The 20,869-nt window shown below is 45.5% G+C and carries 16 protein-coding genes; 9 read left to right on the forward strand and 7 right to left on the reverse strand.

The genetic code is table 11. The features are described 5' to 3' along the window. Positions 1 to 109: 109 nt before the first annotated feature. The 7 genes from AC0IYG_RS03485 (at position 110) to AC0IYG_RS03515 (ending at position 11,205) form a co-directional block, all read left to right on the forward strand. The gene (locus AC0IYG_RS03485; RefSeq protein ID WP_471709638.1) at positions 110 to 1,192 is read left to right on the forward strand and encodes an acyltransferase family protein; all 1,083 of its coding nucleotides are present in this window, start codon (positions 110 to 112) and stop codon (positions 1,190 to 1,192) included. A gap of 92 nt (positions 1,193 to 1,284) precedes the next feature. Beyond that, entirely contained in the window at positions 1,285 to 3,096 is a 1,812-nt protein-coding gene (locus tag AC0IYG_RS03490; RefSeq protein ID WP_471709639.1) for an ABC transporter ATP-binding protein, read from the forward strand. Continuing rightward, a complete protein-coding gene (locus AC0IYG_RS03495; protein WP_471709640.1) occupies positions 3,096 to 4,919 on the forward strand; it encodes a MutS-related protein in 1,824 nt (607 codons plus the stop codon). The genes AC0IYG_RS03490 and AC0IYG_RS03495 overlap by 1 nt, the downstream gene beginning before the upstream one ends. Positions 4,920 to 5,070: 151 nt before the next feature. Continuing rightward, complete coding sequence (gene rseP / locus AC0IYG_RS03500) at positions 5,071 to 6,387, forward strand: RIP metalloprotease RseP (protein WP_471709641.1); 1,317 nt, start codon at positions 5,071 to 5,073, stop codon at positions 6,385 to 6,387. Between the two features lie 71 nt (positions 6,388 to 6,458). After that, positions 6,459 to 6,908, forward strand: a complete 450-nt coding sequence (locus AC0IYG_RS03505) for a DUF6702 family protein (RefSeq protein ID WP_471709642.1) — start codon at positions 6,459 to 6,461, stop codon at positions 6,906 to 6,908. 133 nt (positions 6,909 to 7,041) lie between these two features. Continuing rightward, positions 7,042 to 9,573, forward strand: a complete 2,532-nt coding sequence (lon, locus tag AC0IYG_RS03510; RefSeq protein ID WP_471709643.1) for an endopeptidase La — start codon at positions 7,042 to 7,044, stop codon at positions 9,571 to 9,573. 105 nt (positions 9,574 to 9,678) lie between these two features. Next, the gene (locus AC0IYG_RS03515; RefSeq protein ID WP_471709644.1) at positions 9,679 to 11,205 is read left to right on the forward strand and encodes a tagaturonate reductase; all 1,527 of its coding nucleotides are present in this window, start codon (positions 9,679 to 9,681) and stop codon (positions 11,203 to 11,205) included. Here AC0IYG_RS03515 and AC0IYG_RS03520 read toward each other — a convergent pair. Further along, entirely contained in the window at positions 11,198 to 11,917 is a 720-nt protein-coding gene (locus AC0IYG_RS03520; protein ID WP_471709645.1) for a DUF3784 domain-containing protein, read from the reverse strand. The two genes, AC0IYG_RS03515 and AC0IYG_RS03520, sit on opposite strands and share 8 nt — an antisense overlap. Positions 11,918 to 12,035: 118 nt before the next feature. Here AC0IYG_RS03520 and AC0IYG_RS03525 point away from each other — a divergent pair, with 118 nt between their 5' ends. Continuing rightward, complete coding sequence (locus tag AC0IYG_RS03525) at positions 12,036 to 13,187, forward strand: DUF748 domain-containing protein (RefSeq protein WP_471709646.1); 1,152 nt, start codon at positions 12,036 to 12,038, stop codon at positions 13,185 to 13,187. A gap of 33 nt (positions 13,188 to 13,220) precedes the next feature. Here the strand turns inward: AC0IYG_RS03525 and AC0IYG_RS03530 are convergent, their stop codons facing one another. The 5 genes from AC0IYG_RS03530 to AC0IYG_RS03550 all read right to left on the reverse strand — a co-directional run bounded on the left by AC0IYG_RS03530 (position 13,221) and on the right by AC0IYG_RS03550 (position 18,251). After that, positions 13,221 to 13,886: a bifunctional 4-hydroxy-2-oxoglutarate aldolase/2-dehydro-3-deoxy-phosphogluconate aldolase gene (locus AC0IYG_RS03530; RefSeq protein WP_471709647.1), complete on the reverse strand. Its 666-nt coding sequence runs from the start codon at positions 13,884 to 13,886 to the stop codon at positions 13,221 to 13,223. A gap of 49 nt (positions 13,887 to 13,935) precedes the next feature. Next, complete coding sequence (locus AC0IYG_RS03535; protein ID WP_471709648.1) at positions 13,936 to 14,931, reverse strand: PfkB family carbohydrate kinase; 996 nt, start codon at positions 14,929 to 14,931, stop codon at positions 13,936 to 13,938. A gap of 78 nt (positions 14,932 to 15,009) precedes the next feature. Then, on the reverse strand, positions 15,010 to 16,434 hold the full coding sequence (gene uxaC, locus AC0IYG_RS03540) for a glucuronate isomerase (protein ID WP_471709649.1): 1,425 nt from the start codon (positions 16,432 to 16,434) through the stop codon (positions 15,010 to 15,012). Further along, a complete protein-coding gene (gene uxuA, locus AC0IYG_RS03545; protein WP_471709650.1) occupies positions 16,434 to 17,630 on the reverse strand; it encodes a mannonate dehydratase in 1,197 nt (398 codons plus the stop codon). The genes uxaC and uxuA overlap by 1 nt, the downstream gene beginning before the upstream one ends. Positions 17,631 to 17,639: 9 nt before the next feature. Next, positions 17,640 to 18,251: an RNA polymerase sigma-70 factor gene (locus AC0IYG_RS03550; protein WP_471709651.1), complete on the reverse strand. Its 612-nt coding sequence runs from the start codon at positions 18,249 to 18,251 to the stop codon at positions 17,640 to 17,642. 277 nt (positions 18,252 to 18,528) lie between these two features. On the opposite strand from AC0IYG_RS03550, the gene AC0IYG_RS03555 reads away from it, so the two are divergent. Further along, entirely contained in the window at positions 18,529 to 19,557 is a 1,029-nt protein-coding gene (locus AC0IYG_RS03555; protein WP_471709652.1) for a LacI family DNA-binding transcriptional regulator, read from the forward strand. 18 nt (positions 19,558 to 19,575) lie between these two features. Here AC0IYG_RS03555 and AC0IYG_RS03560 read toward each other — a convergent pair whose 3' ends face one another. Continuing rightward, positions 19,576 to 20,856, reverse strand: coding sequence for a DUF349 domain-containing protein (locus tag AC0IYG_RS03560; RefSeq protein WP_471709653.1), 1,281 nt, complete (start codon positions 20,854 to 20,856; stop codon positions 19,576 to 19,578). Between the last annotated feature and the right edge of the window lie 13 nt (positions 20,857 to 20,869).

Below are 20,869 nucleotides of genomic sequence, written 5' to 3' on the forward strand. Positions count from 1 at the left end.
GCGAAGGGATTTCTCTTCGCAATGATGCCGCAACATGTGGGATTTTTTTCCATTTGATATTTCATTAATTCGTCAAGGTCATACTCGCGCTTACTCTCATACACTTTAAATGAATCAATCGTCTACGCCGGTAAATTCTACTGATCAGCGTTTTCTCGAACTGGATGCACTTCGCGGAATAGCAGCCGTGATGGTGGTCTTGTTCCATTTTACCCTTAATTCAAACAGCGCATTACTCGGCTGGGAGTTCAGATTTGGTGTTACGGGCGTTGACATTTTTTTCATCATCAGCGGCTTCGTCATCTTTCTCACCATTTCAAGGGTTAAGAAGTGGCCTGATTTTGTCGTCTCCCGATTTGCAAGATTATATCCCGCATTCTGGTGCTGTATGCTGATCACGACAATGGTCATGTTCGTTTTCGAGCCGGAACTGCTGAGCCTGCCGCGGATTCTTGCAAATATGACCATGGCGTCCATATTATTTGGTGAAGAATTTCTTGATCAATCTTATTGGACTTTACTGGTCGAACTCGTTTTCTATTTCTGGATACTGATGCTGCTCGTAACCGGCAAAGTCAAGAACATTGTTCAAATTGGCTCCCTATGCACCATTTTGATCCTGCTTTATCACATATTTTCACCCCGATATCCCGTTCTGCACGAATATCTTTCACGGAAAGTTGAGTTACTAAACCACTTTCCACTATTCTTTTCAGGCATTCTTTTCTATTTGATCAAAAATGGAAATCACATTGCCCGCAATTCATTCCTGATCTTTTTGAGCTTTTTAGCAGCCTGTTACTTGCACAATTTTGGCGGCAGGACGCAATTCCATGTCGTCGCAAATGAGCATTATGCGATTCTAGCCTTTTTTCACATTGTGTTTGCGCTCACGATTTTTGGCAAACTTTCATTTCTCAAAAAAGCACCATTGATTTTTTTGGGCAAAATCTCCTATTGCCTTTATCTGATCCACCAATATGTTGGTGTGCGTTTGCTTCTGGTGCTCACGGATAACTTGAAAATGAACATTTATCCAGCCTTACTGATCACGGTCGCATTCGTGATTTTTGTGGCTTATCTGGTAAATAAATTCGTGGAAGTTCCCGCTAATGCATTCATCCGCAATCGTTACAAAAACCGGCAGCAGAATTCGCGCAAGCCTTCATCAGAGAAAATTGCCGTGCAATAGTTTCTCATCTCACTTGCATTTGCAGCCTAATCGCGCATATTTGAATATTATTCCCAAAATATGCGTTTCAATATGCACTATATCAAATCTTAATGGCTAACAGTGACACGAATCCCGATCAGGCATCACCATTTGCGGTGCGGAAAATAAGCTGGCAAGGGCTTAAAACCACGCTTGATCTGCTCAAATATCTCCAACCTTACCGGCTTACATTTATCATCGGGCTTATATTTCTTGCACTTTCCACAGCAACCTCGCTCGCTTTTCCCAAATTGGTCGGAAGCATTATCGAAGTCATCGAAGGAAAGTCACCCTATACAATCAATCAAATCACTCTTTTTCTATTTCTGGTGCTGATTTGTCAGGCCGTGTTCTCCTATTTCAGGGTCTATTTGTTTACAAAAGTGAGTGAGCTGGCCATGACCAATATCAGGTCAGATGTTTTTACCAAAATCATCACCTTACCCATTTCTTTTTTAGAACAAAGGCGCGTGGGTGAGCTTACAAGCCGCATTACATCCGACGTTTCGCAACTCCAAGGCTTGCTCTCTTTCACATTAGCCGAGGTTTTCAGACAGGTTGCGACATTGATCGTCGGCGTTTCCATCCTTTTTTACACTTCCTGGAAACTAACCCTTTTTATGCTCGCGACATTTCCCGTTCTGGTGATTGCTTCTGTGTTTTTCGGCCGCCATCAGCGCAGGCTTTCCAAAAAAGTGCAGGATCAGTTGGCGGCAGCGAATGTTGTTGTGGAGGAAACATTGCAGTCGGTTAATGTGGTGAAAGCGTTCACCAACGAGCCGCTGGAAGTAAACCGTTATCAGGCAATTTTGAAGCAAGTTGTTGATCTTTCGCTTTACGCCGCTGCATTTCGGGGTGGCTTCGTATCCTTTGTCATTTTCGCGCTTTTTGGCGGCATTGTCGGAGTGATCTGGTATGGTGCCGGACTGGTGCAGGCGGGTGAATTTGGACTTTCAGATCTGTTCACATTCATTCTTTACACCACGTTCATAGGCGCTTCCATCAGCGGCATGGGCGATCTGTATGCGCAGATTAACCGCGTTATCGGAGCTTCTGAGAGGATTTTCGAGATTTTGGAAGAAAAGCCTGAACTGGATCTTGAAACAGCCCGGACCGTTCCGGCAAGTCCGATTGAAGGAAACATTGCCTATGAAGACGTGCATTTCTCATATCCGTCCCGCCCGGACTTGCCCGTGCTGAAAGGCATTTCGTTCAACATTCGCGCTGGTGAGAAGATTGCTTTGGTAGGTTATAGCGGAGCAGGAAAATCGACGATTATCCAGTTGCTCATGCGCTTTTATGATCACCAAATGGGCAATATCCTGATCGACGGCAAGCCGTTGAACGCATTCGGACTCACGGAATTGCGCAAGAACATTGCCATTGTGCCGCAGGAAGTGATGCTTTTTGGAGGCACCATTTATGAAAACATCTCTTACGGAAGACCGGCCGCTTCGCGTGAAGAAATTTACGATGCCGCCAAGCGTGCCCACGCCCTTGAATTTATCGAAACCTTCCCTGAAAAATTTGATACGATCGTAGGTGAACGCGGCATTAAGCTTTCGGGCGGTCAGCGCCAGCGCATTGCAATTGCGAGGGCAATTTTAAAAGATCCAAAAATTCTGGTCCTCGACGAAGCGACGAGTTCACTGGACGCAGAATCCGAAAAACTGGTGCAGATCGCATTGGATGAATTAATGAAAAACCGCACCACGATCGTCATAGCGCACCGTTTGGCAACGATCAGAAAGGTGGATATGATCTACGTGATCCGGGAAGGCCGCATTGCAGAATCGGGAACGCATCAGCAATTAACGGTTATGGACAATGGTTTGTACGCAAATCTGATCAAATTGCAATTTGAAACAGCAGAAAGCAATTGATGGAAACCAGCACGACCCAAAAATCTTCGAAAGTATTTTTTGAAACTGAAAAAGACAAAGCGGCCATTGCCGAAGCGGCAGCATTGCAAAATTTCAATCAGCTTGCCATAGCAAGATTGGCCGTTTTCTTTGCAATGATTTTTTTCCTATGGCTTTGGAATAATCAAAGTCAGCCACTTTGGGGTTTAGCAGCACTTGGTTTACTCATTGTTTTCCTGATTTCCATGCGCCGGCAGCAAGCCGCACGTAAGCTGCGTGATTTTCAGCGTAACCTCGGCATTATCAACACAGACGAGCTCGACAGACTTTCATTTCGGTTTACAAGAACAGATTCCGGATTGCAATTCCAGGAAAAAGAACACGCATTCGGAAGCGATTTGGACATATTTGGTGACTATTCGCTGTATAAATTGCTTAACAGGGCTCGCACCGGAGAGGGAAGCCAGCGTCTTGCAAACTGGCTCAAAAATCATGCGGATGTCAATGAAATTAAACTGCGTCAGGCAGCAGCAGCAGAATTCAGCAAGCATCCCGAACTCATCCAGACATTAGAAGCCACGGCATTGCTGCACGAGCACGCTCCAGCCCAGGTGGGCGATTTCCGGAAATGGTCAACTGAATTCATGGATAAGGATTTAGCACGATTGCTGCCTTTACGCTGGTTCAGCGTTGTGACTGTCCTTGTTGCGCTGCTGTTTTTGTTTTCTGTTGTGCCCGCCTGGCCTTTGTTACTATGTGTTGCGATAAATGCTGTGCTGATCGGTCGTTTCAAAGCATATGTTGATTCCGTCACGAACAAGACGGCGGCATTAGGAAAAACATTGGTTTCATATGGCGAAATCCTGGAAATAGCGCAGACATTTCCATATCAGGCGCAATGGTGGCTTAGCCGCAAGGCACGGATTGAACATTCGTCAGATGCATTAAAACAAGTTGGGAACGTTTTTGACCGCCTCGATTTCCGGAATAATATCTTTTTCTCGCTTTTTGTAGGCATACCAACGCTCTGGGACATTCATTGTCTGGCTGCACTCGAAACCTGGAAGCAAAATTACCACGATAAACTGGCCGACTGGCTGGACGTGCTGGCTGATGCAGAAGCAATGAACAGCCTCGGCGGACACGCCTTTGCTAATCCCGATTACATTGCGCCGAATGTAATTGAGTCACCGGAATTTCAGGTGAAAACAGTGGAAATGGGCCATCCGCTCATTCCGGCCGATCGCCGGATCAGCAACGATTTTGAAGTTTCCGGGACGGGTCACACCATTTTGGTGACAGGATCCAATATGTCCGGGAAAAGCACATTTTTAAGGACTATCGGATTGAATTTTGTGCTTGCGCAAACAGGCGCTGTGGTGAGTGCAAAGCATTTTACCGGTTCGCCCGTTCGTGTTTTCAGTAGCATGCGCACGCAGGATTCGCTTGAAGAGAGCACGTCGTCCTTTTATGCGGAATTAAAAAGGCTGCGAAAGCTCCTCGAACTGGCCGATGAAAACAATGCTGCGCCGGTTTTCTATTTGCTCGATGAAATCCTGAAAGGCACCAATTCGTCCGACCGGCATCGCGGAGCCGAAGCATTGATCAGGCAATTACACATGAAAAAGGCCTCAGGGCTCGTCTCAACGCACGATCTTGAACTTGGCGAGTGGGGCGCGACCGAAAATTATGTCCACAACTTCCATTTCAGGTCCGACGTCGAAAATGGCCAGCTGCTGTTTGATTACAGGCTGCACCAGGGAATCTGCAAGAGTTTCAACGCTTCCGAGTTAATGCGTATGATGGGCATCGACATTGATCTCACAAATAAAAATGCCGTTTAGACACCGAAAAGCGGCGTTAATAATGTTATGGTCATATTTGCGTAACTTTACAGAGTACAATTACGTTTCTTAGTTCGTATAGTGGATTAAGGATTTTAATAATTAGATTTAGTACTTTAATTAATAACAAATAACGATTACTGAAACCTGAATGGAAGTATTAATAATGGCAGGACAGCTCATTCTGGGCTTATCAATTTTGGTAGGGTTGCACGAATGGGGGCATATGTTTGCTGCGAAAATGTTTGGGATGCGAGTTGAAAAATACTTCATTGGTTTTCCTCCGAAGATATTCAGCTTTCAAAAAGGAGAAACAGAATATGGCATTGGCGCGATCCCACTGGGCGGTTTCGTGAAAATTTCCGGAATGATAGACGAATCCATGGACACCGAGGCAATGAGTAAAGAGCCTCAGCCTTACGAATTCCGTTCAAAACCAGCGTGGCAGCGTTTGGTCGTGATGTTAGGCGGGATTATTGTCAATGTGATTGTCGGTATTTTCATATTTATCGTCATTGCCTACAATCAGGGAGACAAATATCTTTCCAGCACAGAAGTTAACAAATACGGCATTGTAGCAGGCGATCTTGCAAAGGAAATCGGCCTGCAAACGGGCGATAAAATTGTAAGGGTTAATGGCAAACCGTTCACGAATTTCGACGAATTAGGCAGTTCGGAAGTTTTGCTGGGAAGTAACAGCTCTTACACTGTTGATCGCGCAGGCAAAGAAGTTGAGATCGATATTCCAAATAACTTTATCGAAAAACTATCTGATCCTGAGGAGAAAAGAAGCTTTATACGTCCGCTTGAACCGTTTAAGATCGGAGAAGTGGTTCCGGCATCACCCGCTCAGAAGGCAGGTTTGCAAACCGGCGACAAAGTGGTTTCCATCAATGGCCAGCCGATCCAGTTTTTTCATGAATTGCAAGGTCAGCTGCAAAGTTTGAAGGGTAAAAAAGCAGACATTATTGTTGAACGCGGCGCAGAACAAAAGACATTGAATGCGACTGTTGACGAAGATGGAACGTTGGGTTTTTATCCTGAAAGTCTGCTGAATTATACAGCCATTGAATATTCTTTGCCACAGGCAATTTCTGTTGGAACAGGCGATGCATTCGCGGTTGTTTACAATAACATTAAAGGTTTTGGTAAGATATTCAGAGGGGAAGTTTCTGCCTCAAAAGCACTGAGCGGACCGATCGGCATTGCCCGGATGTTTGGTGGCGTTTGGGATTGGAGCCGTTTCTGGTATTTGACAGGATTGCTTTCTATGGTGCTAGCATTCATGAACGCGCTGCCTATTCCGGCATTGGACGGCGGACATGCGGTGATTCTTTCTTACGAGATCATTTCAGGACGTAAGCCTTCCGATAGATTCCTTGAAAATGCTCAGAAAGTCGGCATGGTGCTTTTACTTGGCCTGATGGCTTTTGCGATATTTAATGATGTTTGGAAAGCAGTATTTTAAATTATTTTTTAGTCAAAAGAAGGAAAGCAGAAAGAGTTTAGCGCTCTTTCCTTTCCTTCTTTTTTTGCTTATTGGCACTGTCATCGTCCGTTCACGACTATCATGTGAGCGTCACGCAGATGCAGTATAATCCTGCAATTAAGAGCTTCGAAGTCAGCATTCGCATGTTCACCGATGATCTTGAAAGAGGGTTATCACAAGGAAATGACAAACAGCGCGTTGTTATAAAAAATGATGACAAAAATGATCCGTTGGTCGAGCGATACATTCAAAAATCGTTTGTGCTGATGGACGGTCAGAAAAAGCCGGTGGCAATGAAGTATGTAGGGAAAGAGCAAGAGGAGGATGCAACCTGGGTTTATCTTGAAATTCCATTTCAGGGCTCCCTGAATGGGTATAAACTGCAAAACAGCACACTTATGGAAGTTTTTGATGATCAGGTTAACATGACGAACATCAAAAACGCAACGGAAAAGCGCACATTTCTGTTTAAAAAGGGACAAGCTGTACACATTCTTTGACCGCATTTTGGTCACTAAAAAAAGCCTGACAGAGCCTTGATTGGCATGGCCTTTTTGTTTTATTATCCCTTTCTTTTGAAAGTCATTATTTATATATTGGGAAAAGATTATCTGTCATTTTGACAGAATGCCTATGAAATTTGAACCTTCTGACTTATATAGTCGGCTCCTCATGTCCGATTCGGATATGGATAGCCTTGAAATTGTCCCTCTTGGTGGCCCCGATGGCTCCGACGAGCCATTTGAACTCCCTGAAGAACTTGCGATACTGCCTATCAGGCAAACAGTGCTTTTCCCCGGAATGGTAATACCCGTAACCGTTGTGCGTCAAAAAGCCATTCGGTTAGTGAAGAAAATTTACAGGAACTCTGATATCAATCAACGCATATTAGGAGCTGTAACACAGGCAATTCCTAACAAGGAAGACCCTACGGCTGAGGATCTTTACAATGTCGGAACCGTTGCTCAGATCTTGAAAATGATCACCTTGCCCGATGGGAATGTGACGATCATTGTGCAGGGAAGACAGCGTTTTGAGATCAAAACCATTCTGCACGAAGAGCCTTATCTGACAGCCGAAGTAAAGGCAATTGACGACTCATTCGTGGGTCCGACTAAGAAAGAGTCGAAGGCACTTTTGCAATCGTTACGTGATGGTGCGCACAAGATTATGCGCCTTAACCCGGAAATTCCGCAAGAGGCACGCATTGCACTCGATAACATTGAAAGTCCAATTTTCCTGATCCATTTCCTTTCTTCAAACATTAATGTGGAAGTTGCTGATAAGCAGAAGCTTCTTGAAGAAAGAAACGGCCATAAGCAGGCAACATTGCTGCTTCAGTATATGATGCGTGAGATTGAAATGCTGGAACTGAAAAGAGAAATCCAGACGAAAGCGAGCTCCGACATCGACCAGCAGCAACGCGATTATTTCCTAAGACAACAAATCAAAGTCCTGCACGATGAGCTCGGCATGGACAGCCCTGAGCGCGATCTGGATGAGATCCGTTTGAAAGCAAGTCAGAAAAAATGGTCGGATTCTGTTCGCAGTCATTTTGAAAAGGAATTGGCTAAGCTGCAACGCATTAATCCCATGGCACCAGAATATCCGGTGACTATGAATTACCTGGAAACGCTTGTTGATCTGCCTTGGGGGCAATATACCAAAGACAACTTTGACCTGGTTCGTGCGCAAAAAGTGCTGGACGCAGATCATTTTGGTTTGGAAAAAGTAAAAGAAAGGATCATTGAATATCTGGCTGTTTTGAAGCTAAAAGGTAACCTGAAAGCACCTATTCTTTGTCTTTATGGCCCTCCGGGGGTTGGTAAAACCTCTTTGGGAAAATCCATTGCAAAAGCATTGAATCGTGAATATATCAGAATGGCGCTCGGCGGCGTGCATGATGAGGCTGAGATTCGCGGTCACAGAAAAACATATATCGGCGCTATGCCGGGAAAAATCATTCAGAACATTAAAAAAGCGGGTTATGCCAATCCTGTCTTTATTCTGGATGAGATTGATAAAGTAAGCTCCGACTATCGCGGCGATCCTTCTTCGGCTTTGCTTGAAGTGCTTGATCCGGAACAAAATTCCTCATTTACAGATAATTATCTCGAAGTCGAATACGATCTTTCGAAAGTTTTGTTCGTGGCTACGGCCAATGCACTGGACACGATCCACCCTGCATTGCGTGACCGGATGGAGATCATTGAAATGACGGGTTACACGATCGAAGAAAAATTACAGATCGCTAAACGTTATCTTGTTCCGAAACAACGCAAGGACCACGGACTGAAATCAACGGACATTAAAATTGACGATGTTGCGCTGACGAAGATCATTGAAGGTTACACCAGAGAATCCGGCGTTCGGAATTTGGAGCAGAAGATTGGTTCGGTTGTTCGTAAAATCGCGAAATCGGTTGCTATGGAGCAGGAATATCCGAAAACGATCAAGTCTGAGCAGATTGAAAAATATCTGGGTGCAGAGATTTTTGACAAAGATCTTTATCAGGACAATGACTTTGCCGGCGTTGTCACAGGCCTCGCCTGGACTTCGGTGGGCGGTGAGATTCTTTTTATAGAAACCAGCCTCAGCCGCGGAAAAGGAAATCTGACATTATCCGGACAGCTTGGCGACGTGATGAAGGAATCGGCGGTGGCCGCATTATCTTATCTGAAAGCCAATGCAGACCGCTTAGGCATCGATTACAGGATCTTCAACCATTACGACCTGCATGTGCACGTTCCGGCGGGTGCTGTGCCGAAAGACGGACCGTCTGCGGGTGTAACAATGGTGACTTCGATGGCGTCGATATTCACGCAGCGCAGGGTGAAACCTTTCATTGCCATGACGGGTGAGATTACATTAAGAGGAAAAGTTTTGCCTGTTGGCGGTGTTAAGGAGAAAATTTTGGCAGCCCGTCGCGCGGGTGTGAAGGAGATTATCCTTTGTGTGAAGAATCGCAAAGATGTGGAGGAGGTACCTGCTAACTACATTAAGGACTTGTCGTTCCATTATGTGGATCAGATTGATGAAGTGCTGGAATACGCTTTGCTCCCTGAAAAGGTAAAAAATGCCACAAACTTCATCTTCCCTGAAGAGAAAAAGAAAAAGAAGAAAGCGGATACGCGACTGTGGACGTTTAGGAGCCGTTTTCAATAAAATATTAATGTTTCAGTGCAAAAAAGACGCCTTCCGGCGTCTTTTTTGCTTAGGGGTTTTTGATTTAAAATCACGTCCTGATATTAACAACTATTCATTACTAAAATGTCCCTACCGCAGCTTTCCCCCGAACTTCTGGACCAGCGTCCCGAACTGTTGCCAAATCATCAAAATCTGCTCGCATTGCCTGAAAAGATCATTCAGTTTGGCACCGGCGTGCTGCTGCGCGGCTTGCCCGATTATTTTGTAAATAAGGCGAATCAGCAAGGGATTTTCAACGGAAGGATCGTGGTTGTAAAGTCTACAAACACGGGTGGGACAGATGCATTTGCAGCTCAGCAAAACATTTTTTCACACAGCATCCGCGGCATTGAGAACGGAGCGCAGGTGGATGAATTGGTGATCAACAGCGCCATCAGCCGCACCATTTCGGCAAATAACAATTGGGCTGAGATCCTGCAATGCGCACATAATTCAGAATTACGCATTGTTATTTCCAATACAACAGAAGTCGGCATTCAACTGACGGATGACGATATTTTCGCAAGTCCCCCCGCTTCCTATCCTGGAAAACTGACGGCTTATTTATATGAGCGCTTCAATGCATTTGGTGGAAGTGCAGAGTCAGGGATGGTGATTATTCCAACTGAGCTTATCGTTAATAGCGGGCAAAAGTTGCGTGACATTGTTTTAGAACAAGCCAAAAGGCATAATCTGGACGAAAAATTTGTCCAGTGGCTTGAAGAGCACAATCACTTTTGCAGCTCACTGGTTGACCGCATTGTGCCCGGCAAGCCGGACGCTGAAACCGTGGCGTTAATCTCGGAAAAGCAGGGTTACCAGGATGATTTGCTGATTGTTTCAGAGGTTTATAGACTGTGGGCCATCGAAGGAAGCGCGCATGTCAGATCCGTTCTGACTTTTGCGGAGGCAGACAAGGGCGTGATCATTGAACCCGATATTGATCTTTACAGAGAATTGAAACTAAGGCTGCTTAATGGCACGCACACGCTCGCCTGCGGACTTTGTTTCCTGCATGGCCTGGATACGGTGCGGGAAAGCATGGAGAACCCGGAAACGGCTTCCTACATCCAGGATGTAATGTTGAAAGAACTGGCTCCCGCGATTCCCTATGCAGTGGATCCGGCGCGCGCGGAGGAATTCGGCAACCAGGTTTTAGACCGTTTCCGCAATCCCTTTATCCGTCACCAGCTCATTGACATTACGGTGCAATACACGGCCAAAATGCGCATGCGGAACATTCCAACATTGCTTAATCATTATAAAAATTCAGATCAGGTGCCGGAGCTTTTTGCCAAAGGTTTTGCCGCATTCCTGAAATTTGTGAGACCCGTTGTGCATCGCGACGGCAATTATTACGGAGACCGTGATGGCCAGCCTTACTCAATCCGCTGCGATTCAGCTGCTTATTTTGATGAAATGTGGAAAACAGCCGCTTCACCCTTGGATCTTGCAGAAAGAGTAATGGCCGACGATTCGCTTTGGGACACCGATCTTACCTTGTTACCAGGATTTTCAGAAGCTGTGAAATCACACATGGCAGATCAGGAAGTGATTGACAGTCTGCGCATTGTGCCCGGTGCAGACACAGCTAAAATTGACATTAGTTAGCATTCCAAAGCTTTAACTTGTCATAAAGCTTTTGCGAGGCAACCGCGTCTGAGCTATAATAGATCCGATCCGTTTTTGTTGTAATAAACAGAAACGGATTTGTTTTTTTATTGACAAAAAGCTTCACAGAACGGCCGTCTTCCGTCACAAAATTGCCCTTAGCGAAATCGCCAGCTGCAAAACCATTGGATTTGTAAGAAATAGGCGGAAGTGCTGGAACCAGCTCAACTTTTGAAATATCGCTTTTGCTCAGTTTCATGCCGTACATACCTTTGATTTCAAGCGCATTACCGGAAAGAACCAGCTCACTGTTTTGCAGACTGGAATAAAGCTGCATCCCGATCCCAACGGTGATGACCAGCAAAATGGCCATAATCACATAGGTTGCAGAGCGCTGACCATTTGTTCCGCGATAAAATGTGCTGCCTTTTGCCACGAGATAAACATAAGCCAGGAGCGGATAAATAATGATGAAAGATCCCGCCCAGTTGTTATTGAGCAGCTTGATAATGAAAAAGCCGACCAGTAATGTGATGCCCAGAACGACATGGAATTTTCGGAAGAACCGGATATACGCATTGATATCCATCTTCGCCCGGTCCGCCTCGGACATAGTGTTGTAGCCGGAGAGAATATATTTGGCATTGCTCGCTGTAACCAGAAAGCCCAACGAGGTAAAAACGACTGATAAAATGATTGCGGCAATTAACATAAGTCTTTATGATTAAGAGGGTAAAACGCTTTTTGCTCCGGGGTGAACACTTGCATTGGCACGATTTTGACTCGTTCAAACTTGCAAAAAAGTGTGTTTCCGAATACATCCATAAAACGTGAAAAGATCCGTAAAAATACTCCTCAGTATCGTCATTATTTTAATCGTAGCCCGGCTCTTACTCCCCTATTTCGTAGTTCGTTATGTCAACAAAGTCCTTGCCGATATGGACGGTTACACGGGTCATATAGATGATGTGGACATTCATCTGATCCGCGGCGCCTATCAGATTGAAGGCATGAATATCAGAAAGGTGAATGGCAAAATAAAAGAACCGTTTATCCTGATTCCTGAAATGGATCTATCGGTGCAATGGGAATCATTGATGAAAGGAAAGTTGGTTAGCGAAGTCGTTTGCCGTAATCCCGAGATCAATTTCGCATTCAGCAGCAATGAGCAAGCAAGTCAGACGGGTGCGGAAAACGACTGGACGCAAGTGATTAAAGATCTTTTACCCATTGAAATAAACCGTTTTCAGGTCATTAATGGAAAAGTAGACCTTACCAGCATTGTAAGCCAGCCGAAAACAGATCTTACACTCAACAATTTTCAACTCGAAATCACCAATATCCGGAACATAGAGCAAAAAGGGAAATCGCTGCCCTCGCCTGTTAAGGCAACCGGCGATATGCCTGGCTTTGGCGGCACAATGCTTTTCACAGCCGATATGCTGCTTTTAAAAAAAATTCCCGACTTCGATTATAATCTCAAACTCGATAATCTGCAATTGGTGAAGCTTAACAGTCTTTCCCGCCGGTATGGAGACATTGATTTTGAAAAAGGCACAATGAGCCTGGTGAGCGAGATGAAAATGGTCGATGGCAACCTCGAAGGTTATCTTAAGCCGCTGACCAAGGACATGCAGATTTTTAAAATGAAGGAAGAAAACCGCAATGTGAGCCAGTTTTTCCGGGAACTGCTGGCAGAAGGCGGTGCTTTCGTTTTGGAAAATAAGAAAAAGGATCAGGTGGCGACGCGCATTCCGCTGAAAGGAACTGTCGGTGACATTACAACGGATCTCTGGCCAATCATCATCAATGTGCTCCGTAATGCGTATGTAGAGGCTTTTAAAGCTGAGTATGACCCTTCCATGAGTGTCAAAGAAACCATTAAAGAAGTCAGAAAAGAACGCAAAGAGAAGCGGAAGGAGAAACGCGAAGAGCGCAAGAAAAAGCGTGAACGCAAAAAAGCGGAACGTAAAAGAGATTAGGTCCCGCTTTCAAGAAGTTGAATGTCAAATGTATTACGAGACCTTACGGAACTCTGCAACCAAGGCAATGCTCTCCGCAACTTTCTGCTCGATCCACGAATAATTGCCTTCCGCAATAACTTCTTTTGGAAACAGATTTGAGCCTAAACCAACGGCATAAGCGCCTGCACCAAACCATTCGTTAATGCTTTCTGCTGTTGGCTGAACGCCTCCGGTTACCATAATTTTCACATTAGGCATCGGTCCGCGAATCGCTCTGATGAACTTCGAACCTACCACGTCGCCCGGGAATAACTTCACGACCTCAGCGCCGGCCTGCTGTGCATTATAAATTTCAGTCAATGTCGACACACCCGGAATCCAGGGAATGTTTGCTGCCGCACAAGCCAGCCCCACTGCGGGATTCAGGCAGGGAGTAACGACGAAATCGGCACCGGCACCAATGAATTTTTGAGCCGTTTCGACATCATAAATGGTCCCTATGCCCATCGAAAGGCCTGGAAGACTTTCTTTTGTGTAAGCAACAAGCTCAGTAAAAACAGTGAATGCACTGTCGCCGCGGTTGGTAAATTCAAATGCACGTGCTCCGCCGCGGTAACTCGCGTTAATCACTTCTTTTGCAATTTCTATATCACTATGATAAAACAGCGGCAGCACGCCGACTTTGTTTAATAGTGTCAATGTCGTTTCCCTGTCCATGATATGTCTTTTTGGAATCAGTAATCGTGATTTTGTGAAAATTGGCGGATCAACGTTTGATCCTGCCCGAAGTCTCACCCTGCCTGATCGCCTCCACTTCCTGAATGGTCGAGATCAATGCGTCGCCTTCAATTGTGTGCTTCAATGCCGAAGCCGCCACGCCGAATTCCAGCGCTTTTTGCTGGTCGTCGAAAGTAATTAACCCATGAATCAATCCGGCAATGAATGCGTCTCCGCCTCCTACCCTGTCGATGATTGGATTAATTTCCGTGTCAGCCGTCTCCAGCAATTCAGTCCCATTCCATAAATATGCCCTTAACAGATTGTGAGAAGCGCTTATGGAAGTCCGTTTTGTGTCTACAATTGTTTTGACCTGAGGATATTCCTTCTGAAAGTTGACACAGGATTCTACAAAATCGTTTCCTCCAATGCCGAAAATCTCCTTTATATTTTCACTGTTCGCGATAACAATATCCGTTCCTGCGGTCAGCTCAGGTAAGATCTCGGAAGGTTTTTTACCATATTTCCAGAGATTTGCCCGGTAAAAAATGTCTCCGGAGACGGTTAACCCATATTTTCTTGCTGTTTTTATTCCTGCCAAAAGTGCGTCAGCTGCTCCCTGCGAAAGTGCGGGCGTAATGCCTGCCCAATGAAACCACTTTGCATCTTTCAGAATGCTGTCCCAATCAATTTCTGCCGGATCGATCTCCGCAAGCGAGGAATTCGCACGGTCATAAACAATCTGACTGCCTCTCAGCGCGGCACCCGTTTCCAGGAAATAAACGGCCATTCGAGGGCCGCCGTAAATGATATGAGACACATCTACGCCATGGAAATGCAGATATTGCGCTGCTGCACGGCCAATCGGCGAATCGGGAAAGCGGGTTACGTGCGCAGTATGATGTCCCCAGTAAGCGAGGGCTGTCGAAACATTTGCTTCGCCGCCTGCGTAAGTGACATTTAATTGACGGGCTTGTTCAAAACGGGAAAAACCAGGTGTAGAAAGCCGCATGAGGACTTCTCCAAAAGAAACTATTTGAGCCATATCCGGAACGGTGGGCCTGGCAAAAGAAAATCTCAACCAGGCCTGGAATTTGATGAATTAATGGATATGTAAACGTAGCTAAAATCCGAAATAATTACTTGCATTCCGATAAGAAATGTCCTCAACGAGCTTGCCAAGCCATGGCATGTCATTCGGAAGCTCGCCATTTTCAACATCATTCCCGATTATATTACAAAGGATACGGCGGAAATATTCGTGGCGTGGGTAAGAAAGGAAGCTGCGCGAGTCCGTTAGCATTCCCACAAAACGGCTCAGTAAACCCATGTTCGACAATGCATTCATTTGCCGTTCCATGCCATCTTTCTGATCAAGATACCACCATCCGGATCCAAATTGCATTTTACCGGCAACGGTGCCATCATTGTAATTCCCGGTCATGGTTGCAAGCACTTCATTATCCGCGGGATTGAGGTTGTAAAGAATGGTTTTCGCCAGCTGATTCGTGGAATCCAGTTTATTAAAAAACTTAGACATGGCCTGCGCCTGACTGTAATCGCCAATGGAATCCCAGCCCGTGTCCGGACCGAGCTCGCGAAGCATACGCGCGTTGTTATTGCGCAATGCACCCAGGTGAAACTGCTGCGTCCACGATTTGGCATGATCCATTTTAGCCGTTTCAAAAAGCACCATTGATTTAAATGCTTCACGTTGTGCATCGCTGGGAAGCTGACCGTTTCGGGCAACTGCGAATGCTTGTTTTGCAGCCTCTTCGTCAAAAGATGCGTAAATATGCTCTAATCCGTGATCAGAAAGTTTACCGCCCATGGACGCAAAAAAGTCATGGCGGTTTTGCAATGCAGCCAGCAGACTTTCATAAGAATCGATCTCACCCAAGCCCGAAGATTCCGCTAGTTTGGTCAGATATCGGTTAAATTCTTCCGGGGAATCAATCAGCAACATGGCCTTGTCGGGCCGGAATGTTGGCAAAACTTTAATATCAAAACCACTGTCTTTAATCGCCTGATGGTCCGACAGCGAGTCGGTAGGATCGTCCGTGGTGCAGATTACCTTCACATTCATGCGTTTCAGCAGATTTTTAACAGAAAAATCCGGCTGCTTCAATTTCGCCGAACATTCGTCATAAATTTCTCTTGCTGAATCTTTATTTAATAAAATATCAATGTCAAAATAACGCAGCAGTTCCAGGTGTGTCCAGTGATACAGCGGGTTACGCATCGTGTAAGGAACCGTAATTGCCCATTGTTCAAATTTCTCCCAATCGCTGGCATCGCCTGTACAAAAACGCTCATTAATGCCATTTGCCCGCATTGCGCGCCATTTGTAATGATCGCCGTAAAGCCAGATCTGTGTCAAATTTTCAAACTGCTTATCCGCCGCAATCTGATCCGGAGGAAGGTGGCAGTGATAATCGATGATCGGCATTTCTTTCGCAAACTCATGATACAGCGTGCGGGCAGTCTCCGAACGAAGCAAAAAATCGTCGGATATGAATGTTTTTTGTGCAGTAGCGATTGTTGTCATTATATGTTCGGATAGCTTCTCTCAATTGCATATTCCAATCCGCGCAGCTCAGCCAGTCCACGCAGGCGGCCAATGGCTGTATAACCCGGATTTGTCCTTTTTGTGCCGGAAAGATCGTCGAGCATTCTGTGGCCGTGATCCGGTCGGAATGGCATTCTTAAATCTGTTCTTCCCGCCTCAATTCTGCGTTTCTGCTCGGTTAGCAATGCTTTCATAACATTATACATGTCTACATCGCCATCGAGGTGGTCGGCTTCATAAAAGCTTCCGTCGTGCTCTCTTTTTGTCGCCCGCAAATGGATGAAATGGATGCGGTTACCCAGCCTGTCGACCATTCCGCTGAGATCATTGTCAGGCCTTACGCCATAGGAGCCGGTGCAAAAGCAGATGCCATTTGCCTCGTGATCGTAGGCTTCCAATAATAACAATGCATCATTTTCAGTGCTTACAACTCTTGGAAGGCCCAAAATCGGATAAGGAGGATCATCCGGATGGATCGCCAGCCGAACCCCTGCCTGCTCTGCAACAGGTGCAATGGCCTGGATAAACTGGTATAAATGTGTCCGCAATTCCAGGTCGCCCACTTGTGCATAAGCGCTTAATGCAGTCCTGAACTCTTCAATGGTGAAGCTTTCTTCCGAGCCAGGCAAGCCGGCTATAATGTTTCTAACTAGCTTATTAACCTGCGCTTCCTCAGCATTATCCAGCCAATTTTTGGCTTTTTGCTTTTGCTCGTCCGTGTAATCGTCTGCTGCTTCCGGTCTTTTCAAAAGATACAGATCAAACGCTGCGAACTGGGCTGCGTCAAATCGCAAACCGGTTGAACCATCCTTCATAGGCGCGTCCAGATCGGTGCGTGTCCAGTCCAGAATGGGCATGAAATTGTAGCAAACCGTGTCGATGCCGCATGCACCGAGGTTGATTAATGTTTGCTGGTAATTTTTGATATAAGTCTCAAAATTCCCGGTCCGCGTTTTAATCGCTTCATGCACAGGAACGCTTTCGACCACCGACCAGGTGAGGCCGGCTTGTTCGATCATTTCTTTTCTTGCCTGGATTTCTGCTATTTCCCAAACTTCTCCGTTGCGGATGTGGTGTAATGCAGTTACAATTCCTGTTGCTCCGGCCTGGCGGATATCCTGCAGCGAAACCGGATCATTCGGCCCAAACCAGCGCCATGTTTGTTCTAATGCCATTGTTCGTAATTATGCTACTAACCTATGCTCAGGAACGCGTTCCCGGAGCACTTTTAATGCTCTGCTCATTTGTGTTTCCACTGTTTTGACTGAAATTTCGAGCTTCTCTGCAATGTCGCGGTAACGCAACCCTTCTTCCCTGCTCAGACGAAAAATCAGCTGGCACTGGCGTGGCAATGCCTGGATGCAGCCTTCAACATGTTCAAAAAATTCATTGAACGACAATTCCTCGACGGGCGAGAAATGATCCGCATGCGTCATGTTCCATTGCACCGAATCCAGCGATTCACGCTCATTTTGCCTGTGTATCCTGAGTTTCAGATAATCCAGTGCCTGGTTGCGGACTGCCCTGTAAATGTAAGCCTGAAAAGAAGTATGCACCTCAATCTGCTCCCGATTTTTCCAAAGTTTTACAAAGACATCTGAAACCACTTCCTCCGCAATCTCACGGGTTACTACTACACGCATGGCGTAATTACAAAGTGCCCGGTAATGATGGGTGAACAATTCGCGAAAAGCATGGTAATCTCCCGTTGCCACCACTCTGCCAAATAAACTTTCCAAAGCACTTTTCTGGGAATGGACAGGCGGCAATGTTGCGGTAAATGATTTTGCTTCCATTAATGAACTAGGTTAATTATAGAAAATTTCCAGGATTAGTAGTGGTGTGAGGTGCGCTAGCATCGTCAACACTGAACCTAGTTTAAACATTGATTCGTTGATACACAAAAATTAATCTTGAAAAAAATCAATAAATCTACGCAACCGTTCCCGGAACCGTTCCCGTTTGCGTAATTTTTCCCGGAACTAACCACTGTTTTACTAATTTGTGCAACAATCACGCATTAATGCATTCTTTATACAAAATGTTAAGATTGTATTATTCCCATAAAAATCGATGAAAAAGGTTTCGATCACAATTAAGGAAATTGCGAAGCAACTGAATGTTTCCAAATCAACTGTTTCCAGAGCGTTGCGGGACAGCAGCGAGATCAGTGAGGATACGAAAAACAAGGTGATAGCATTGGCCGAAAAGCTTAATTACTATCCCAATCCCATTGCGATCAGTTTGCTCAAAAACCGCACACAGACCATTGGTGTGATCGTTCCCGACATTGCGAACCGGTTTTATTCCTCAGCCATTGGCGGCGTGGAGGACATTGCTTACAGCCGCGGTTATCACACCATGATTTACCAAAGTCATGAGCAATTGGAGCGGGAGCGTTCCGCATCCAGGCACATTGCTTCTCGCCGGGTCGATGGTTTGGTTGTGGCCATTTCCAGCCAGTCTGAGAACATTGATCATTTCGTTTCTTTGCAGGAACAAGGCATTCCGGTTGTGTTTTTTGATCGGGTGAGCGATGCCATGCAGACGCATAAAGTGCGTGTGGATGATTACAAGGGTGCTTTCGAGGCAACTGAACATTTGATTAAAAGAGGCTGCCGCCGCATTGCCCACATTGCGGGGCCAAAGCCGGTTTCCATTACGCGATTTCGCCTCGAAGGTTATAAGGATGCTTTGCGAAAATACGACATTGATTTTAAGGAAGAGTGGGTCCTGCACAGCGAAATCACACAGTCCGGCGGAACGGAACGCACTTATCAGCTCATGGCCTTACGCGAGCGCCCGGATGCCATTTTCGGCGCCAGCGACCGCATTACGATGGGCATTCACTGGGCATTGCGGCAGCTCGGTTACCGCATGCCTGACGATGTTGCCGTGGTGGGATTTTGCGATCTGGCGATGTCTTCTTTGCTTGATCCGCCGGTAAGTTCGGTTACGCAGCCTTCTTTTGAAATGGGCCAGCAAGCGACGTCGCTGCTTTTGGATTTGATAGAAAGCAAAAATACCCCGGCCGAATATGAGACCAGGGTATTGCCTTCAAATCTTGTTATTAATCAGTCTTCAATGCGGGTCGCTAAATAAGCGTTAGCCCTTATTTGACTAACCCGTAATGGTTTTCAATTTTCTTTCGAATTCTGAAAGGATCTTTTCTTTCATCTGCACCTTCCGCTTTTGAATATTGATGCGGCCTGCTGCTTGCTTGTCTTGTTCAGGATCGCCGGTTGCAGTCCTGTCGAATTCAAGTATCGCAAATTCCAGATCGCTTTTTTCGCGTTTTGCAAGCCATTCAAGTTCTCTGTATTTCGTTCTAAGCTGCTCTTCCGGGCTTTTTAGTTCAAATGCAGGATATTTACGGCTGATCACGCGGGCAAGATAACTAAGCTCAAATATCTTGTCGCAAACCATTCTGAAACGCTCGGCAAGCTCCTTATCAGCCATTTTGAAAGGAATTTTGATCTCTTTCCATTTGCTCAAAAGGACTTTTGCTTCCTGCGAAGCTTCGATAATGTCTGGCGCGCGAAGCAATGTTTCAGCTTGTTGCAGCAATTTTTGTTGTTCTACGATCCTTGGGTCAACACGAACTTTCGGTTCAATGCCTTTTGCAAGATTGTATTTGTCATAAAACAATTTCAAAAAGTGCCTGTAAGCCTTATTAACCTTGAAAAAGCGCTTTGGCGGCACTTCCCCTATATTATTCCAGGCATTGCGCACGTCTCTTGCTTTCTGATATGCATCATCCAGATCACGCGAATAACTCAATGTTTTCGTGATCTTGATCAGCTTCTCATATTCTTCAATGCGATACTGGTTGATTTTATTCTGTTCGTCGAAATAGTCGCGGCGGCGTTGGAAGAAATCGTCCAGGATTTGCTGAAATGTAGTCTCAACTTCTTCCTGATATTCTTTCTCCACCGGACCTGTGCGGATCCATTTGGCTTTAATTTCCTGAATCTGGTCAGTTGCCGCAGTGTAATCTTCAATAGCAGCTGCAACCTTCACATCTTCAATCAAAGCCCGCTTGATTTCCAGGTTTTTAAGTTGGTTAACTTCGATCAAACCTTTCAGATATTCCTCTTTTTCTTCCAGTCTTTGCAGCAACGGAACAAAGTCCCCAAGTGCATCAAAACCTTTAAGCTTACGTTGAAGCTGGATCAGCTTGGTAAGATAAGAACCCTTGTTAAGTGCCTCATCTATTTCTTGTTCCAACTGCTCCACTTTGTTCAGAACGATATTAAAACGATTCTTAAAGTAATCAATCGCTTCCTGCTCAGTTCTCTTTACTTCTCCAATTTGCCGGTCGGGGAAATCCAAATACCCCTTTAAAAATACTTTGCTGTCTTTAACATAGCCGTATTCATCATTCAATGTGGCATTTTCCATTCTTTCAATTTTT

The organism is Dyadobacter sp. AC419 (genome assembly GCF_979253085.1).

What these genes read in the sequence shown, in the direction of transcription:
- AC0IYG_RS03535 (WP_471709648.1), bottom strand. Translation starts at nt 14,931, where the DNA reads ATGGCTCAAATAGTTTCTTTTGGAGAAGTCCTCATGCGGCTTTCTACA.
- lon (WP_471709643.1), top strand. Translation starts at nt 7,042, where the DNA reads ATGAAATTTGAACCTTCTGACTTATATAGTCGGCTCCTCATGTCCGAT.
- AC0IYG_RS03530 (WP_471709647.1), bottom strand. Translation starts at nt 13,886, where the DNA reads ATGGACAGGGAAACGACATTGACACTATTAAACAAAGTCGGCGTGCTG.
- AC0IYG_RS03560 (WP_471709653.1), bottom strand. Translation starts at nt 20,856, where the DNA reads ATGGAAAATGCCACATTGAATGATGAATACGGCTATGTTAAAGACAGC.
- AC0IYG_RS03495 (WP_471709640.1), top strand. Translation starts at nt 3,096, where the DNA reads ATGGAAACCAGCACGACCCAAAAATCTTCGAAAGTATTTTTTGAAACT.
- AC0IYG_RS03520 (WP_471709645.1), bottom strand. Translation starts at nt 11,917, where the DNA reads ATGTTAATTGCCGCAATCATTTTATCAGTCGTTTTTACCTCGTTGGGC.
- AC0IYG_RS03515 (WP_471709644.1), top strand. Translation starts at nt 9,679, where the DNA reads ATGTCCCTACCGCAGCTTTCCCCCGAACTTCTGGACCAGCGTCCCGAA.
- AC0IYG_RS03485 (WP_471709638.1), top strand. Translation starts at nt 110, where the DNA reads ATGAATCAATCGTCTACGCCGGTAAATTCTACTGATCAGCGTTTTCTC.
- AC0IYG_RS03490 (WP_471709639.1), top strand. Translation starts at nt 1,285, where the DNA reads ATGGCTAACAGTGACACGAATCCCGATCAGGCATCACCATTTGCGGTG.
- uxuA (WP_471709650.1), bottom strand. Translation starts at nt 17,630, where the DNA reads ATGGCATTAGAACAAACATGGCGCTGGTTTGGGCCGAATGATCCGGTT.
- AC0IYG_RS03550 (WP_471709651.1), bottom strand. Translation starts at nt 18,251, where the DNA reads ATGGAAGCAAAATCATTTACCGCAACATTGCCGCCTGTCCATTCCCAG.
- rseP (WP_471709641.1), top strand. Translation starts at nt 5,071, where the DNA reads ATGGAAGTATTAATAATGGCAGGACAGCTCATTCTGGGCTTATCAATT.
- AC0IYG_RS03555 (WP_471709652.1), top strand. Translation starts at nt 18,529, where the DNA reads ATGAAAAAGGTTTCGATCACAATTAAGGAAATTGCGAAGCAACTGAAT.
- uxaC (WP_471709649.1), bottom strand. Translation starts at nt 16,434, where the DNA reads ATGACAACAATCGCTACTGCACAAAAAACATTCATATCCGACGATTTT.